At 58.9% G+C, this 16,885-nt stretch carries 14 protein-coding genes and 1 pseudogene; 7 read left to right on the top strand and 8 right to left on the bottom strand.

Features of this window, described 5'->3' with window-relative positions; translation table 11 throughout:
- Window positions 1–344: 344 nt before the first annotated feature.
- From ACVIHF_RS02085 to ACVIHF_RS02055, 7 genes are all read right to left on the bottom strand, one after another.
- A complete protein-coding gene (locus tag ACVIHF_RS02085) occupies window positions 345–575 on the bottom strand; it encodes a hypothetical protein (RefSeq protein WP_253610326.1) in 231 nt (76 codons plus the stop codon).
- On the bottom strand, window positions 556–1,350 hold the full coding sequence (locus ACVIHF_RS02080) for a helix-turn-helix domain-containing protein (protein ID WP_253610325.1): 795 nt from the start codon (window positions 1,348–1,350) through the stop codon (window positions 556–558). The genes ACVIHF_RS02085 and ACVIHF_RS02080 overlap by 20 nt, the downstream gene beginning before the upstream one ends.
- A complete protein-coding gene (locus tag ACVIHF_RS02075) occupies window positions 1,335–1,553 on the bottom strand; it encodes a hypothetical protein (protein WP_456791484.1) in 219 nt (72 codons plus the stop codon). The genes ACVIHF_RS02080 and ACVIHF_RS02075 overlap by 16 nt, the downstream gene beginning before the upstream one ends.
- Before the next feature lie 634 nt (window positions 1,554–2,187).
- The gene (locus tag ACVIHF_RS02070) at window positions 2,188–2,535 is read right to left on the bottom strand and encodes a DUF3088 domain-containing protein (RefSeq protein ID WP_253610323.1); all 348 of its coding nucleotides are present in this window, start codon (window positions 2,533–2,535) and stop codon (window positions 2,188–2,190) included.
- Window positions 2,536–3,444: 909 nt separating this feature from the next.
- Entirely contained in the window at window positions 3,445–3,789 is a 345-nt protein-coding gene (locus ACVIHF_RS02065; RefSeq protein ID WP_253610246.1) for a hypothetical protein, read from the bottom strand.
- Complete coding sequence (locus ACVIHF_RS02060; protein ID WP_069276043.1) at window positions 3,789–4,880, bottom strand: IS5 family transposase; 1,092 nt, start codon at window positions 4,878–4,880, stop codon at window positions 3,789–3,791. The genes ACVIHF_RS02065 and ACVIHF_RS02060 overlap by 1 nt, the downstream gene beginning before the upstream one ends.
- A 476-nt stretch (window positions 4,881–5,356) precedes the next feature.
- Window positions 5,357–5,674 carry a hypothetical protein gene (locus ACVIHF_RS02055; protein WP_253610303.1) on the bottom strand — a complete coding sequence of 106 codons (318 nt, stop codon included), beginning with the start codon at window positions 5,672–5,674 and terminating at the stop codon, window positions 5,357–5,359.
- An 843-nt stretch (window positions 5,675–6,517) separates the two neighbouring features.
- Between ACVIHF_RS02055 and ACVIHF_RS02050 the strand changes: the two genes are divergently transcribed.
- The 5 genes from ACVIHF_RS02050 (at window position 6,518) to ACVIHF_RS02030 (ending at window position 13,900) form a co-directional block, all read left to right on the top strand.
- Window positions 6,518–7,246 carry a metallophosphoesterase family protein gene (locus ACVIHF_RS02050; protein ID WP_253610302.1) on the top strand — a complete coding sequence of 243 codons (729 nt, stop codon included), beginning with the start codon at window positions 6,518–6,520 and terminating at the stop codon, window positions 7,244–7,246.
- A gap of 830 nt (window positions 7,247–8,076) precedes the next feature.
- Window positions 8,077–11,037, top strand: coding sequence for an EAL domain-containing protein (locus ACVIHF_RS02045; RefSeq protein WP_456791483.1), 2,961 nt, complete (start codon window positions 8,077–8,079; stop codon window positions 11,035–11,037).
- Window positions 11,038–11,409: 372 nt separating this feature from the next.
- Entirely contained in the window at window positions 11,410–11,901 is a 492-nt protein-coding gene (locus tag ACVIHF_RS02040) for an Lrp/AsnC family transcriptional regulator (protein WP_456791482.1), read from the top strand.
- Between the two features lie 856 nt (window positions 11,902–12,757).
- Complete coding sequence (locus tag ACVIHF_RS02035) at window positions 12,758–13,186, top strand: DUF3551 domain-containing protein (RefSeq protein ID WP_375167285.1); 429 nt, start codon at window positions 12,758–12,760, stop codon at window positions 13,184–13,186.
- A gap of 174 nt (window positions 13,187–13,360) precedes the next feature.
- A complete protein-coding gene (locus ACVIHF_RS02030) occupies window positions 13,361–13,900 on the top strand; it encodes a hypothetical protein (RefSeq protein WP_253636049.1) in 540 nt (179 codons plus the stop codon).
- A 1,175-nt stretch (window positions 13,901–15,075) separates the two neighbouring features.
- Here the strand turns inward: ACVIHF_RS02030 and ACVIHF_RS02025 are convergent.
- Window positions 15,076–15,363: pseudogene (locus ACVIHF_RS02025) on the bottom strand (transposase); the annotation flags it as partial.
- 81 nt (window positions 15,364–15,444) lie between these two features.
- On the opposite strand from ACVIHF_RS02025, the gene ACVIHF_RS02020 reads away from it, so the two are divergent.
- A complete protein-coding gene (locus tag ACVIHF_RS02020; RefSeq protein ID WP_069276043.1) occupies window positions 15,445–16,536 on the top strand; it encodes an IS5 family transposase in 1,092 nt (363 codons plus the stop codon).
- The gene (locus tag ACVIHF_RS02015; RefSeq protein ID WP_253610246.1) at window positions 16,536–16,880 is read left to right on the top strand and encodes a hypothetical protein; all 345 of its coding nucleotides are present in this window, start codon (window positions 16,536–16,538) and stop codon (window positions 16,878–16,880) included. The genes ACVIHF_RS02020 and ACVIHF_RS02015 overlap by 1 nt, the downstream gene beginning before the upstream one ends.
- Window positions 16,881–16,885: the final 5 nt, after the last annotated feature.

The following is a 16,885-nucleotide window of genomic DNA, read 5'->3' as shown; positions in this document are numbered from 1 at the left end:
TTCGAAGATGGGACGGGCAGTTCACCGGCCATGGTAGGTCGCGCAGGCGCGCGCGGCGATGGCTCGCGGCCTTCTGGAGGTAACGCAGCCGGCGCCGCGCACTACCGGGCGTCCTTGCGTGCATCCGGCACCTAAGGCCGGAGTAGAGTCGCGACATCGCCCCAGCACCTAGAAACCAAAGATATCCAAGATAACGGACATTTATCCGCTATAGCGCCCAATTCGCTGGTTTTGGCTCCCGCCGATTCCAGTTTCTTGGAGAAAAGAGAAGGAGATAAAAGTTTCATTATTTGTGAATTGTACAGATCATTCTATCCCCTAGACCGAAGCAACTAAGTTCTTTCCTACTCTGGAATTGGGAGTCCGAAGATGAATGCCGCGATGCAGATGATGCCGATGCCCATGATGATGGGCGGCATGATGAACCCGATGATGTCCGGCGGCATGATGCCGATGGGCATGTCGATGATGGGTATGCCGATGATGATGGGCTGCCAGGTGAAGTGCACCATGACGCCCGCCGGTATGGCCTGCGAAATGACGCCGACCGACCCATCAATGAAGGACATGTTCATGAAGTGCTGTGAAAGCATGACGAACATGATGCAGATGGGAATGCCCATGATGGTGTGCTGCGGCGGCATGATGATGATGTGCATGCCGATGAAGACAGCGGCCTGACCCGACAGACCTGTTCAGAAGCTCTGGGCCGGACACTGTCCGGCCCTTTTTGTTGCGCCGGCGCAACGGTTTGACACCAAGGCGTCCGCGCGAATTCTTGTAAACGTGCGGAACGTCTGCATCGAACAGGATCGCATCTCCTTCGGTGAGCGTCATTGGCTTGTCGAGGCCGACCGTAATCTCCACCACCCCTTGCGCGACGAAAAGATTTTCGCGCGTGCCCGTAGCGCGGGGCTCTGCTGTCTCACGGTGGAGGGGCGCGATTCGCAGCTCGTAGAACTCGACCTTCCTGTTGTCGTCGAACGGAAACAGCGCCCGCGACGTGAATTGGCCTTGGCTCGAGGAAAGAAGCTTCGCATCGCTCCGCCTGAGAACCACCGGACCACGCGAGATCTCCGCCTGCAAGAGATTGGCAAAGGGAACGCGAAGCGCGTTGGCAACCTTCCATAACAGGGCGATGGTCGGTACGCTCTTTCCGGTCTCAATTTGCCCGAGCATCGCGCGGCTGACGCCGGACTGTTTGGCAAGCCGCTCCAGCGAATGGCCTCGACTGGTTCGCAGGCGCCGCAGATTGCGGCCGACGACGGCCGGCAGATCCATATCGGTCAGCGATGGAGCATCCGCGTCCGACGATGGCGCGACACTGCTACCGGTCACGAAGCGTCCCATTGCGAGGCCGCGCCCGTGGCTGGCCCAACCGGCACCCAGAACCAGATCGGCCAGAACCAGAACTGCTGAAGCGCGATGCCCCCGACGGCGACCGGGCTCGCCGCGGTGTGCCGAGCGAATTCCCTTGGGTCAGCCTGCCGCTCACGACGGCGCGCCCTGTAGGTGTTCAGATCGATAATGTTCGCCGAATTGCCGCTATCCATAACCTATCGCGTCCACTTCCTTGAAATGTCATGCATGGTAGCCGCAGTCCCTGGCCCGGCAAGCTGCCGCGAAATAAAACAACAAATGTTCCGTAGAAACGACCTGACGGAGCAAAGCGTTCTCACATGCCCCGTCGATGCATCCTTTCCAATATCGGTCGTTATCGATCAGGATCTCGGCAGAGCGAGACGGCGCGTGGCTTGCCGCGGATGGCGCCGATATAGATGAACCGGCCCAGTGATTCCGCGGTTACGACCCGCATTATGCACCGCGAGCGCTCCATTGACAGCAGCAAGCAGATAGGTTTGCAGAAGCTGCACCACGCCCTCTGAACCCGCGCCGCGATACCACGCTCATCTCTGATCTCCGGTGCATCCGTCGAAAGCGTACAAACTACATGCCAACGGTTGAGCCAAGCGGACCGGGCCGGTAAGCAGACAATCGCGTGGGACGCACAACCGTAACCGCCATTCGGCCGTGCGCCCACGCGATCATCCGTTCCGAACGTCTGGCCGGCGCTACCCGACTTGCGCGTTCAGCACTCTCCCGCCGCCTCGGGAGTCGGAATTCAAAATCCAACGCTTGGCGCCTCCACCATCAGCGCCTCGCATCTGGCACCTATTTAACGGCCGCTCACCGGTGAACGTAGGGAAACGCATATCGATCGGCCAAGTATCGGAGGATGCGCTCGGACGAGTCGATAAAGCGCCATCCATTGGCGATGCTAGCGTCCTCGGGCACCGGCTGGCTCTGGTCGAAGACCAGAACCGGAAGCGATTGATGCTGCTCTCCCACAATATCGATGATCACGTTCCGTGGCTTCGGAAACGGCAAGCGATGGATTTCAATCTGCGTGGCTAAACCTGGAAACGACGCGAGAAGCCCCTCAATTGCGTTGCAGTGCGGACAGATGAAAAATCGACCAGGCCGCGCCGGATCTGTGAATCCGGGCTTGAGGAGGAAGAGCCGGTCGCCACTCATGTCTGTTCACCTGTGATTGTAAGGCGGCTGCTTAGGCTCTGCTTCATGTCGACGGCTCGATGATTCATCGCTCCAGCGTTAGCATTCTGCATTTTCAACGTCGCACGATCGTAAGGCCGAACACTTGCTAGTCAATGAAATGAAATCTGCGTTGTTGGTCGACAGGCGTAACGTTCGCTTCGGCGGCAATGTTTGCGCTAGAATGAACGCGATTAGACCCGCGGTCCGCCGCCTGCCCTTCGTACGAAGAGGTCGCGTTGGGGCATAATGCGGAGGCGTTGCCGCCGCGGACCCTAACAGGGGGCGAAGCACAACGGGCAGCGTTGACGCGCGCATCCGCGATTGCTTCTGAACGAGTCGTTCGGCGCGCTGCATGCGCTGGGCCGAATTCATGTGCACGGGCCCGTGGGCGTCTTTGCCTTCGCCACTCCGCCGCCGTGCTGCTGGTTACGCACGACGGCGATGAGGCGATCTCCCTCGCCAGTCCGATCATCGTTCTCATCGGACGGATGCGCCGCAACCGGGTTTGACCTCGGTGCATCGTCTGTGAAGAGCATGCCGCTCCGCCGGAATTGAAGTCGCGCCCAGTTTTGTGTCCCGGTTCAGGATGCCGGCAACAGCGCTTGGTGGTCAGCTCTTTTGGATTGGCAAGCCGCCACCGCTGATCGCCGCGGGCACAACCGGGGCGTCAATGTCATGCTCACCTGGAAAGCCCGGCTTGACGATCGCGCAAACACCTGTCGCCAAGATCCGTTCCGCAACCCTCGTTCGTGTAACCGTCTAAAAAGGCAAAGACCTCGCCGAACAGAACACGGCGAGGCCCCTCTTTGCGCGATTGGACCCGGGGAGCTACCGAGCATCCGAATATTAACACGACGCCAGGTCACGTCTAGCAGGCCGTTGAAGAACTCAGCCGCGTTCGCAAACGAAGGCTGAATCGTCGCCATTGTGGATGTAGAAGTGGCCAACGAGCCTGCCCGCAGTGCCGATCATGGCCCATCCGCGACCACAGGACGGATCATTCTCGTCGTGCCTCTCCCATGAGAACTCGGCGCAGGCCGATCCGTCGCGGGTGCCGTAGCGAGCATCCAGGAAGCCCTTGAGAGCCCCAAACGCTATTTCGCCATCGGACTTGCCACGGAAGGTGAGATGCGCCTCTCCGACAAGATCGAGGAAGTCGCTGTCCCAGTTGTCCATTTCGACGATGCGCCAGCGGCCGGCAAAGGCCTTGGCAAAGCCGGGCACCTTGGCCATCAACCGGTCTCCGCGATCAACTTGGGCAGCCGCACCAGATTGTAGGCGGCCGCAGCGAAGGTAAAGGCCCATCCGACCCGATCACGGCCACGGAATCTGGTCTTCTCTTGCCCGGCGACCGTCTTGATCCAGCCGAATGCCTCCTCAATCCGCTTGCGGATGCGCTGGCTGACAGCATAACCGCCGTGCCGGGTCGTACGCCCGTCGATCGCAGAGCTACGGCCGCCGGTATTCTGCGCAACATGCGGCGTCACGTTCATCGAGCGCAGCTCGTTGACGAAGTCTTCTGCATCGTAGGCTTTGTCGGCACCAAGCGTGATCGCTGTCGGTCGATCGGCACGAGGCTCGATCATGTGCAGCGCGGCCACCCGTTCGGCATGCCCACCGGCCTGCGTCAGGCAGGCGTCGACCAGCAAGCCGTGGCGGTTCTCCATCAGCCCGTGCCCGATGAAGCACAGCTTCGTCTCCTTGCCTTTCCCCTTGCGGTAGAGCCTGGCCTCCGGATCGGTGGTCGAAGCATGGGTGTCGTTGGAGCGCTTCTGGCCATGGAAGTTCGCTTCAGCATTGCGCCCGCCGCCTTGGGCCGGCGGCTCGCCGGAGCTATCCTTCGGTTTGACGCTCTTCATCGAGGCCCAGGCCTCGATCAGCGTGCCGTCGACCGAGAAGTGATCGCTCGACAGAAGCTTCTTCACCCTGGGCTGCGCCAGCACCGCCGCCAGGAACTTCGCCGCGATGTCGCCTTCCAGCAGCCGGTCGCGGTTCTTCGAGAATACCGAATGGTCCCAGGCTGCATCGTCGACGCCGATTCCGACGAACCAGCGGAACAGCAAATCATATTCCAACCGCTCCATCAGAAGTCGCTCCGAGCGGATCGAATAAAACGCCTGCAACAGCATCGCCCGCAGCAGCTTCTCCGGCGGGATCGACGGCCGTCCAATCGGCGAATAAAGGGCGGCGAACTCGTGCTCCAGCGCCGCCAGCGCCTCGTTCACGATCGTCCGGATCCCTCGCAGCGGATGATCACGCCGCACCCTTGCTTCCAGGTCGACGTAGCTGAACAGCTCGCCCGTTCGATTGTCGCCGCCGCGCACGCACCATCTCCGAATCTCGTCGGAGCCAATGAATCATGATCCTCGGTCGGCGGCGACCGCCTTTTTTCAACAGCCTGCTAGAAGTCGCACCGGGAGAAGACCGGGTGAAGGAAGAAACGCGCGCGCGCGGGCAATCATCCAGCTTGACCTCTCTGAACGGTCCGCCGATCGCCATTCTCGTTGATGTTCCCCGATCCCGCATTTTGTATAAGTACACTCGATAACCATTGCGGTTCTCCATCAGCGCATGGCCTATGTAGCTCAGCTTGGCCGGCTGGCCGTCAGCCTTCGATACCATCAATGCGCATGCCATCAATGAATTCATGATGCGCTTGCAGTGCGTCGCCAAGGCTCTTGGCAGCGGACACAACCTTGCTAGCACTGCTACATAATCCTTTCGGCGCTGTTCGTTGGCCACTTTGCTGTAGGTGGCACGCTCCTTTTCTATCTCAACCAGCAGCAGCTTGCGCGCGCCTCTATCTGCGCGCCCACTTCGCGCATCTCGGCAGCACCATACCAATTCCCTGGCGGCATAGGCGGGCCGGCTCTTCTGGCGATTGCTCGGGTAACAGCGAACCCAGCAGATCGGCTGCGCCCTGATGGCGCAACTTCGGCTGCGGTTTATGGCGCGGCTGCTGAGCCTGCCACGTTGCGATATGTTTGTTTTGCTCTACGGTCAGTTCTCGGCCGCGTTGACCGATCTCCTCGATCTGCGCAACTAGCTCGCGGTCCTTCCGCAGTCGATCCGCATAGCGCTTGTGAGTCTTGCTAATAACTTCGATAACGTCAGGCAATTGTATTCTCCAATAATACGCGTGGCGCGTTATGCAGCATGAGCCGCGATACGAGTTCCGAGAAGGCGGCCGATTTCCGTGTCGGCCTCCCTCGGCGTGTAGTTCCGAAACTCAAGCGCTATAGCTGCGAGCACAGATCCGGGCACGCTGATAGATTTAGCCGAGGAGTCTTCGGGCATTCGCGCGCCAAACGTCATGTCGTTCATGATTATCCCTCGCGCCGACATCAACCTGACAACTCAACCGCACGACGGGCCAGGGTCTGCAGTCGCTTCCACCAACTCTAAATCAATTAGCGGTACGACGCTGTCATGAGCAACAGAGAGACCGAGAATTCCCCACCAGCGATCCATGCAGGCCTTGGCGCGTGGCTGGTGCGCGGCAACCGGGTGCAGGAGCCCAGTAGATCGCACGAACCGGTGCGAGAATATCTACCGAGCCGGACTTCCGAGCCTCCCCGGCGACCGCTACCTGTTCGCAGTCAAAAGGCCGGTTGAGAGTGAAGTCGTGGCCGCCGTCACGGATTGCGTCCAACAACTGCCGGCTCAATCGTTCCAAATACGATCGCCACAAGACCTCGGTAACGCGCCGACCGCACGCAATGAACCAAACCGCTGCAGAGAAGACACACCCCGGTCGGTAGCTGGCTCTTTGTACGGCTTGTATATTTGCAGCGAGCAAATGCTCGCCGAATCTCATAGCCATCACGCAAGTCGCGTTCGCCTTTTGTTGAAAGGTGTAGGCGGTACAGTATCGGTTCGACTCGAACGTGAACTCGGTATGCCACCCGCCCAGCGTTTTCCGTAGTTAAGCGGCAGAGGGCTCGGACAATCCGAGAGAACGATGGTGGGCGATTCATCTCTTACATTGAGCGCTGATAACCGGCTTTATGTAATCGGCGATATCCACGGTCGCTCGGATCTACTCGATAAGATCGCTGATCTCATCAGACAGGACCTCGCCGATCGCCCGGTCGCCGATGCGTTCACGATAACGCTGGGAGACTACGTTGACCGTGGCCCAGACTCGCGGGGCGTCCTCGACCGGCTTACGCGAAACACGTTTCCTACGCCGTACGTCCCGCTGAAAGGCAACCATGAAGAGATGCTCCAGCTGTTCCTGGTGGACCCGGAGATCGGCGCCGACTGGAGACGCTGGGGTGGGCTCGAGACCATTCAGTCCTATGGCGTGTCAGCCAGCACGCTCATGATCGGAAAGGGATTCGAGCAGACATCCAGGGCGTTTCGCGCCGCGGTACCGGACGAGCATCTTGCGTTTATCTCATCGTTGAAGCTCTCGATCTCCGTTGGCAAATACTTTCTATGCCACGCTGGCGTGCGGCCAGGTATCCCGCTCGACCAACAGCGGCCGACCGATCTGCTCTGGATTCGAGACGAATTCCTGAGCAGTAAGACGGATTTTGGCAAGATCGTCGTTCATGGGCACGCACCTGTCGAGGAGCCTGAGGTACGTCCCAATCGAATCAACGTGGACACAGGTGCATTTACGACCGGTTGCTTGAGCTGCCTTGTGTTGGAACGTGACGCTCAGAGGTATCTGCAGGCGAGGTAGGGAGGAGCGGTACAGGGAGTCCCAATGGTATCTTCCGGAGCAGTGGATGCGTTTGATGACTGGGCCGGACCAGACCACCACTTAGGCAGTATCTGCAGCAATTGACCCCACGGGCACGCGCCCGCCTGCTTGCCGAACTGGAGAGGCTGCATCAGTTGGGCGAAGAAATTCCATATTCGAAGCCGCTGATCGCGGCGCTGCGCGCCGAGTTCGACGACACCGGGGAGCCCTACCGGACTGATAAACGGTCGATGCCGAAATCAACAGCATCGCCACCGACCATCCTTGCCATTGCCGTAAAGTATGCGCTTGGCCCTTGCCGCCCAGAAAGGTGGCGCTGAAAACGTCATTGAGTCCACGAATGCGGCGCAACGTTGCGGCGGTGACGATGCTATCAGTCCCCCGTGGCGGGCCTACCTAGTTGATGCTTGGTACGCATGATGCGAACACTCGCCGTCATCATTCGTAAATCGCAAAGTATCGCCGCGCTAATTGCGATGTCGATTTGGCCGGAATGCTCGTCCTTTTGCGAAATGAAAAGCGGGCTGGCCGCCTAGCGCGACGCCTGCAAGCAATCATCCAGCCGCAATGGTTGCTGCAATCTGTGCTCCAAAGAAATTGTCCGTGCGCAAACAGCGCTGTGAGTACATATCAACCCCACCCGTCAAGTACGAACCTGTGGGCGGCCGCTCGCCGCAATTCTACACTTTCAGCCATGCCGAGCGCCGCAATTTGGTCTTAACGATTTCGGCATCGGTTCCAATCATGATGAGGGCAGCGACGTCATCGCCCTGATCCGCGGACCACAACTTGATACAGCCGAAAGCGCCATGATGAGTGCCGTTATCGATCGCGTAGCCAACCGGGTAAAGGATAGCTACGCCGCGTTTCGATTCGCTACCGGCTGGTTTTCCCGCCTCGCGCTAACGAAGGGTACGATTCGTACGCAAATTCTCATTTTCTGTCTTGCAATGAGCGCCATTGCGGCAGCCCTCGGAGGTTACGCCACACTTAGAGTCCGTCAAGCGGGCACCCTGGTTGAGAGAACCTTCGACGAATCGTTGATGTCGATCAACTATGCGCGTGCAGCGGCGGCGGACTTCGCGGCAATGCGCGTGACGTCTTTGCAGCGCCTCACCACGACGGATCCAGCCGACCGTGCAAGACTTGACGCCCATATCAACGCACTGGCGAAAACGCTCTCAGAAGATCTCGCAATAGCAACTGAGCGGTCGCAATCGGCACAAGCCGCAGGAGCAGCCGCCAAGGTCCAAGCGGCAGCCGACGCCTGGGTCGCGCTGCGTCGACGCGCACTCGAAGCATCCGCCGAGGACGGCGCAAAGTCCGAAACGAGCGCGACGAACGCTCCGCTAGTCGGCGACATCGATCAGTACTCTAAAACCGTGAACCAGCAGGTTGAACTGCTTGTCAACTACACCGCTGGCGACGGCTTTCTCTTCCGGCAGCGGGCCCTCGCCGCGGTCAATCGGGATGTGCAGCTAAACGTGGCGGGGTTGACGATTGCGCTCATCTTGTCTGGGTTATTCGCCTGGCTGTTGATGCGCCGGATCATCGGTCCTGTCGCCGTTGCTTCTAAATCGGCGAGGAGTATCGCCAGCGGTGATTTGAACGCAGTCATTCCCGAGGGCGGAAGCGATGAGCTAGGAACGCTGCTCACCGCGATAAAAGTCATGCGGGATAATATCAAGGCAATGGTTGATCGAGAGGTGGCGCAACGGCGTTCTGCACAGGCGCGGCTTACGGCCGCCCTTGAAAGCTCCCGGGAGGGCGTCGTGCTGTTGGATGGGAATGGTCAGCTCGCCTTGGCCAACTCTCGAGCGAACGAATTTATCCGCAGCTCGCCGGAGCTTCTGCAATCCAATTCCCTACGTCCCCGGATCGTGGCGGGCGGCGGCTCGGCGATGGCCGAATCGATCTCGGAAGCTGAAGATATCAGCCTCGATGGGTCAGCAGGGGAAGCCCAGCTTGCGGATGGACGATGGCTACGTGTCAGCCGCAGTCTCACGCAAGAGGGCGGCGTCATCGTTATCTACAGCGACATTACTGCCCTAAAAAGCCAGGAAGCAGCGCTGCATGCGACGAACCTACGGCTCGATGCGGCGCTGAAGAACATGTCACAGGGCCTGTGCCTTTACGATGGCGAATCCCGGTTGCAAGTCGTCAACCCGCGTTTTTGCGAAATCTATGACATTTCGCCGGAGCTCGTTCAACCGGGGACTACCTTCGAGAACATTCTCGCTTTGAGCGGTGCGGCAGGAACTCAAGGTGACCAAGCCGCTGCCGATTTGGATGCAGAACGCGCACGAGTTTTGGTCCAGCATGAGGCCGGCAAGTGTCTCCAGCAGCTCCGTGATGGACGTATCATCTCTATCGTTCGCCGCCCCACCTCTGACGGAGGCTGGCTCATGACTTGCGAAGATGTGACCGAGCAGCGGAGAGCCGCATCTCAGGTTGCGTTCATGGCGCGCCACGATGCGCTGACTAAGCTGCCCAATCGAATATTGTTCGGCGAACGAATTGAACAGGCTATTGCGCAGGCCGGTCGAGGTTCGAACTTTGCCGTGTTCTGCCTGGATCTCGATGGTTTCAAGCAGGTCAACGATACTTTGGGGCACCCGGTGGGTGACAAACTGCTCTGCGCGGTTGCCGACCGACTAAGTGCCTGCGTCCGGGAGATCGATACCGTTGCGCGTTTGGGCGGCGATGAGTTTGCGATCATACAATGCGGCATCCACGATTCGGGGGACGCCGAACGCCTCGCTCGCCGCGTGATAGATTGTGTCGGTGCGCCTTATGAACTGAGCGGGCATCGAGCCGTCATTGGATGCAGCGCGGGAATTTCGCTGGCGCCGTGTGATGGCGCGAGCGGCGAAAAGCTTTTGAAGAATGCCGATGTGGCGCTGTACCGCGCCAAGGCGGACGGACGGGGCACTTGGCGGTTTTTCGAGCCGGCCATGGACACACATTTGCAAAGACGCAGGGCCCTCGAACTCGATCTTCGCGAGGCAATGAATAACCATGAATTCGAGTTGCACTATCAGCCGCAATATGACTTGCGTCTCGACCGCATCGGCGGCTTCGAGGCATTGCTCCGCTGGCGTCACCCGACGAGGGGCCTCGTGCCACCCGACCAGTTCATTCCCATCGCGGAGGACATTGGCCTCATTACGCCGCTCGGAGAATGGGTCCTTCGTCGCGCCTGCAAGCAAGCATCCACGTGGCCAAAGGAACTCAAGATCGCGGTCAACGTCTCTGCGGCCCAGTTTCGTGGGCAAGGCCTCGTCGAGGTCGTTGCAAACGCACTCGCTGCTTCAAAACTCCCGGCGTACCGGCTTGAACTCGAAATAACCGAATCCGTTCTGCTAGCAAACAACGCCGAGACATTGGCCGCGCTGCACAAGCTCAAGACATTGCGTTTGCGAATCGCGTTGGACGATTTTGGTACCGGATATTCCTCGCTGAGTTATCTGCGCAGCTTCCCTTTTGACAAGCTCAAGATCGATCGGTCATTCATACGGGAAGCGACTACGGCTGAAGAATCGAGGTTGATCGTCCGAGCGGTCATCAGCCTTGGGAAAAGCCTCGGCATGCGGACTATCGCCGAGGGAGTCGAAACGTTCGAGCAGCTCAACCTGGTTAAGGCGGAGGGCTGCAACGAGGCACAAGGGTTCCTGATTAGCCGTCCGGTGCCCGCGATTGAGGTTGCGCCAATGATCATCGGGTGGAGAAACGGCCTCGGGCAAAACGGCCACACCGCAAGAGCCAGCTAGCTGGTCGCGGCATCACAGGCTCTGCCGCCGCTCAATCGTCCCAAATACAAATACGATTGCCGCACGCACTCGAACATGTAAATGATGTTTCCGCTTCACAAGTTCAATGCTGCAACGCGCGCGGACATGCGGCGCAATGGTACCAACGCCATCCAACTTGTGAGACCCCTGTCGTCAGCCCGGGAACCAACTCGAAACTGGAAGAGACATGCGCCCGGAACGGCGCGACTGCCCGAGGACGCGGCGCGGCCGACCGCGCTTGACACCCTCAAAGGGTGGGCGGAACATTTCTCCATGTTTTCATGCCCTTGATCGATTTTCTTCGCATGGAATCGGGCGACGAATTCACGACGAGGCTGGAGCTGCTGTGCAATGCAGTACGATCGGATAGACGCGCGCATCCTCGAGATCGTGCAGAAGAACAACCGTCTGACGTCCGAGGTGATCGGCGAAATCGCGGGGCTTTCTGCTACTGCGTGCCAGCGGCGGTTGAAGAGGCTTCGCGCGGAAAAGATCATAGAGGCCGATATCTCAATCGTCTCGCCGAAAGCCGTGGGAAGACCAATCCAAATGCTCGTGTTGGTTACAATGGAGCGAGAGCGTTCGGACATAATCGATCAATTTAAGAAGGACATCAAATTGTCAGCTGATGTCGTCAACGGCTTCTATGTCACCGGCGAGGCTGATTTTATCTTATACGTCACCGCACCTACCATGGAGGACTATGAGCAGTTCACCAGGTGCTTCTTCTATAAGAACCCTGACATCAAATCTTTCAAGACAATGGTCGTCTTGGATCGGGTAACAGCTGGGTTTGCTATTCCGGTTGAGACTCCTCCCTGCGATAGACCAACCAATCGTTGATCGATTGGCAAACGGCTGCCGCCCTTGAAGTCAGTATCGCTGACATCAATACGATGATCAGCTCCTCTTTTGCCACACGCTACGTCAACGACTTTCTTGATCGCGGCCACGGATCACTTTGCTCTGTAGCGGAGCCTTGCTCGCAGCAGCCGACTGATGCCACAGCTCAATGTCCACGAGGTCCGCTTCGATGCGAAGCGCTGCTTCACTGGATGTCGAATCGGACGCTGCCAAGATAGCGGTCGTCTTACTCGTTTAACTTCACTCGCATGTGACCGAACAGTCGCTTCAAGAGCCGACGCCGCCGGAGAGGATTACGTCCGCGAGTTGATGAAGCGGATGAGTAAGGACGTGCAGATTTCAAGGACGGCCGATTACACACTTTCTTGATTCCGTGTCGGAGCGCCCGTGTTCGTCACCACCGCCTGACGGCGCCGAGGCGTAGGGAAAGGCGCGATGCTTGCCAGAACGCGAGACCGCCGCGGCTGTCACGTTGCGGACGATGGTACAGATAGTTCGAACGTTGCCGCTGAGGAGCACGCAAGAGAAAGTAAATTGCACCTGATCGTGTTCGAGGACAACAGTATCGACCATCTGCTTCCATGCGCCCTCGACAGTTCATTTCGCAACATCCGCGTGTTCGAACGGAGACTGATCAATCAGACGCGCTCGCGTGAGATCAGAAGTAAGTACAATTCGTGGCAGACAATTGCACTATGGTCTTAGTCGTCTCGCATGTCTCCTATGTCGTGCGGCGACTTTCTTGCCCAGCCGACGCGGGTTACCCGCGTCGCTGCTAATGCGAATCGCATGTGCACTATGTCGGTGACGCAGCGGTTTTGGTCGAAAGGCTTTCATGTTGACGAGCAAACGCAATTTGACGGCGCCGTTAGGGACTTCATCTGGGTCACTGTCGCGACTCGAGCCCGACTCTTGTTCGCATGTCTTGTCTGTGATGACACCCGTCCCGCAGATCACGCATCCATCCCGCAGCGCAGCTCATACGAGGGTTCGGTTTCTGCGCGATATCCTGTTCGCTGGCCTTCTGGCCATTACCTCTGTTGTGATGGCGGACCCATGTCTCGCACGTACACACATGGATCATGAAGGCGCAGATGGACAGCCCGCATCGGATCGATATTGCCTGCAAGGACCACCAAGGGGCTGGCCCGGCGAGTGCGAATATTCGACCTATCAGCAATGCAAAGCGAGCGCATCTGGCGTCGGAGGGCTTTGCGCAGAGAACCCGGAATACCTGTTTCGAGAGCAGCGACACAGCTACTAGGTGTCGTCAGTACCTGCTCGCACGCGCCTATTCTGAAACGAGAAAGTGAAAGTCCGTTTCGTACGGATTTCTTCAGCCCATCGTCGTGCCGCGATCGGCTCGGCGGTGGGGTCGCTTAAGAATCGCTACCGCGCGAGGTTCCAGACGGTCGCAACGTCAGTCTCAGAGGAAATGATGAGCGTCAATTTCAAGAACACGTTCCGGGAACGTGTATTCCGCGCCGATCCCAAGCAAGCGCACTCGTCATTGCGGACGCGGCATACAGAGATGCCGCGATCCGTCAATTCAGGCTCGATAGAGATGAAACGCGATGGGAGAGCTAAACTGAGGCGAACCTTACTGCTGGAAAGCGTCCTGATAAATCTAGGCCTCTGCCACGAGATCAGTTATCGTCGTTATGCCGACATACTCGGAGTCTCGCTGAACGACGTCTTGGTCCGGTACACGCGCCCACGTGACCCGAGCAGTTGCTTCGATTTCCGCAAGGGGGTGTGGTCCGGCAACGACCCGATCGAAATGGAGGTAATCCTGGACAGCCCGGCTTCGGAAGCTCAGCTTGCGCGGCTCAATGATATGGTTGATCGCTATTGTCCAGGCTTGGGCGAGCTTCGCAAGCTCGCGCCGATGGTGTCCTCGGTTCGCTTGGGGTCATTGAGCCTCGTTACCGCAGGGGCCATAGCCGAGTTAGAGGGTAAGTTCCGTCACGTGCATTGACCACATGAACGTATATCCGTCGCGCGTCGAGCGCAGACGTTGTAGTTATGTCTGATGTGCAGTTTGCCCTCCGGGCACGAATGATTCGAAGCAGTGGGAGGTTCTTGCAAACTGCGCCTCCGCCATCACAGAATCTGGTCGGCCCCAACGATTTCCGACCTACTCTCCCCTTCATAGAACAGCTCCAGGGACAACCAACCAAAGATTTGCCGATTTAGTCGCGCGCGATCACGTTCGATGGTCCGAATGGCGATGGCGTCGCGGAAGGTACGCTCGATCGGCTCGTTCGGATAGGCGTTTGGGAGATTCCTGCTTCGGTTGCGCGTTGTCGTGAATCTCAGAGCTGCGGTGGCCTTTTCGGCGGACCAATCACGATTCTCCCGCGCGAGCGGTTCACTAGCGTCAAGGCTCGTTTCCGTCCGCGTGGTGGTTCTTTTTAGTGGCGTTCAATAAGGAGCTATTTGCGGAAGACAGCGAAACTCGGAAGCTCGTTAGATCGCAAGAATATGGTACGGCGGGGACCATTGTGTTGTCGCGAGAAGGCATCCGCCAAGCGTGGACCCCGGGATTGTCCGTTCTGTACAAAAGTTGTGCGCCAATTTTGACTGCAATCGCTTATACCTCATCAAGCGATCGGTGCATTCACTCTCCCTGGTTTTTGGCCCCCCGCTTCGGCGGGGGTGTTTTTTTTGCGCCTATACTCCGCAACAATGTAGAGCTGCCAGTTCTTGAGCGAGGTTGATACCCGCTTCCATGGTGTCGACCGCTCCTTCCTTGATCGAGTTGTCGCGCGTGATTTAAGCGATCGACGAGCCCAAATGACCTCCAGCGCGCGTCGACCAAAACGAGCGGCCCCGTCTCGCGGGAGGCTTGGCGGGGTCGCCTGCTCCATGGGCTTCAAAGGGGTCCGCAAGCGAACGTAGTGCTTCTGTAATGGGCCTTTGTTCGTCAGGTCCCTCTCAACAAATATCATCACCAGGATCATGCTTCTGTCCGTGGTCGGCACGAAGACCGCCACACCATGCCATCAGATCCAGAGCCGGCAGGTCAATCTAGGACGCGTGATCTGCCGCAGCATTCACAGCACTACTCACGACCTTGCCAAGCCCTCGTCCCGGCGGCGGGACCTCAGGAGAACGTACCGTTTCCGGCTCGTTCCGAATCTTCTCTATCTCCTACGCAGCCGCAGCGGTTTTGCTCCAGCGGAGCTCGGTCGCGTCCACCCACATGCGATGCAGCACAACGCCCAACTTGCGAGCAAGGGCCACTTTGGCGCGCTTCATGCCGCGCCGTCGCGCAACCTCGAGTGCCCAGCACTTCAGGCTCGAGAAGCGTGTCGCACGCGTCAGCATGATGTGCGCCACTTCAAAGAGCGCGGTCCGCACCATGGCGTCGCCGACCTTGCTGACGCCTCCGTCCCGGTCGGTCTCACCGGACTGACATTTTTTAGGCGTGAGCCCGAACTAGCAGGCTGTTGAAAAAAGGCGGTCGCCGCCGACCGAGGATCATGATTCATTGGCTCCGACGAGATTCGGAGATGGTGCGTGCGCGGCGGCGACAATCGAACGGGCGAGCTGTTCAGCTACGTCGACCTGGAAGCAAGGGTGCGGCGTGATCATCCGCTGCGAGGGATCCGGACGATCGTGAACGAGGCGCTGGCGGCGCTGGAGCACGAGTTCGCCGCCCTTTATTCGCCGATTGGACGGCCGTCGATCCCGCCGGAGAAGCTGCTGCGGGCGATGCTGTTGCAGGCGTTTTATTCGATCCGCTCGGAGCGACTTCTGATGGAGCGGTTGGAATATGATTTGCTGTTCCGCTGGTTCGTCGGAATCGGCGTCGACGATGCAGCCTGGGACCATTCGGTATTCTCGAAGAACCGCGACCGGCTGCTGGAAGGCGACATCGCGGCGAAGTTCCTGGCGGCGGTGCTGGCGCAGCCCAGGGTGAAGAAGCTTCTGTCGAGCGATCACTTCTCGGTCGACGGCACGCTGATCGAGGCCTGGGCCTCGATGAAGAGCGTCAAACCGAAGGATAGCTCCGGCGAGCCGCCGGCCCAAGGCGGCGGGCGCAATGCTGAAGCGAACTTCCATGGCCAGAAGCGCTCCAACGACACCCATGCTTCGACCACCGATCCGGAGGCCAGGCTCTACCGCAAGGGGAAAGGCAAGGAGACGAAGCTGTGCTTCATCGGGCACGGGCTGATGGAGAACCGCCACGGCTTGCTGGTCGACGCCTGCCTGACGCAGGCCGGTGGGCATGCCGAACGGGTGGCCGCGCTGCACATGATCGAGCCTCGTGCCGATCGACCGACAGCGATCACGCTTGGTGCCGACAAAGCCTACGATGCAGAAGACTTCGTCAACGAGCTGCGCTCGATGAACGTGACGCCGCATGTTGCGCAGAATACCGGCGGCCGTAGCTCTGCGATCGACGGGCGTACGACCCGGCACGGCGGTTATGCTGTCAGCCAGCGCATCCGCAAGCGGATTGAGGAGGCATTCGGCTGGATCAAGACGGTCGCCGGGCAAGAGAAGACCAGATTCCGTGGCCGTGATCGGGTCGGATGGGCCTTTACCTTCGCTGCGGCCGCCTACAATCTGGTGCGGCTGCCCAAGTTGATCGCGGAGACCGGTTGATGGCCAAGGTGCCCGGCTTTGCCAAGGCCTTTGCCGGCCGCTGGCGCATCGTCGAAATGGACAACTGGGACAGCGACTTCCTCGATCTTGTCGGAGAGGCGCATCTCACCTTCCGTGGCAAGTCCGATGGCGAAATAGCGTTTGGGGCTCTCAAGGGCTTCCTGGATGCTCGCTACGGCACCCGCGACGGATCGGCCTGCGCCGAGTTCTCATGGGAGAGGCACGACGAGAATGATCCGTCCTGTGGTCGCGGATGGGCCATGATCGGCACTGCGGGCAGGCTCGTTGGCCACTTCTACATCCACAATGGCGACGATTCAGCCTTCGTTTGCGAACGCGGCTGAGTTCT

The sequence above is a fragment of the Bradyrhizobium sp. USDA 4506 genome, assembly GCF_054058795.1.
Note: the sequence above shows the minus strand (reverse complement) of the source record. Positions and strands in the feature narration are given on the sequence as shown.

Excerpts from the sequence above, each read along its gene's own strand:
- ACVIHF_RS02085 (WP_253610326.1), bottom strand. The coding sequence starts at position 575 with ATGAACATGTCCTTCATTGATGGGTCGGTCGGCGTCATTTCGCAGGCC.
- ACVIHF_RS02080 (WP_253610325.1), bottom strand. The coding sequence starts at position 1,350 with ATGGGACGCTTCGTGACCGGTAGCAGTGTCGCGCCATCGTCGGACGCG.
- ACVIHF_RS02075 (WP_456791484.1), bottom strand. The coding sequence starts at position 1,553 with ATGGATAGCGGCAATTCGGCGAACATTATCGATCTGAACACCTACAGG.
- ACVIHF_RS02070 (WP_253610323.1), bottom strand. The coding sequence starts at position 2,535 with ATGAGTGGCGACCGGCTCTTCCTCCTCAAGCCCGGATTCACAGATCCG.
- ACVIHF_RS02065 (WP_253610246.1), bottom strand. The coding sequence starts at position 3,789 with ATGGCCAAGGTGCCCGGCTTTGCCAAGGCCTTTGCCGGCCGCTGGCGC.
- ACVIHF_RS02050 (WP_253610302.1), top strand. The coding sequence starts at position 6,518 with ATGGTGGGCGATTCATCTCTTACATTGAGCGCTGATAACCGGCTTTAT.
- ACVIHF_RS02045 (WP_456791483.1), top strand. The coding sequence starts at position 8,077 with ATGATGAGTGCCGTTATCGATCGCGTAGCCAACCGGGTAAAGGATAGC.
- ACVIHF_RS02040 (WP_456791482.1), top strand. The coding sequence starts at position 11,410 with ATGCAGTACGATCGGATAGACGCGCGCATCCTCGAGATCGTGCAGAAG.
- ACVIHF_RS02035 (WP_375167285.1), top strand. The coding sequence starts at position 12,758 with ATGTTGACGAGCAAACGCAATTTGACGGCGCCGTTAGGGACTTCATCT.
- ACVIHF_RS02030 (WP_253636049.1), top strand. The coding sequence starts at position 13,361 with ATGAGCGTCAATTTCAAGAACACGTTCCGGGAACGTGTATTCCGCGCC.
- ACVIHF_RS02015 (WP_253610246.1), top strand. The coding sequence starts at position 16,536 with ATGGCCAAGGTGCCCGGCTTTGCCAAGGCCTTTGCCGGCCGCTGGCGC.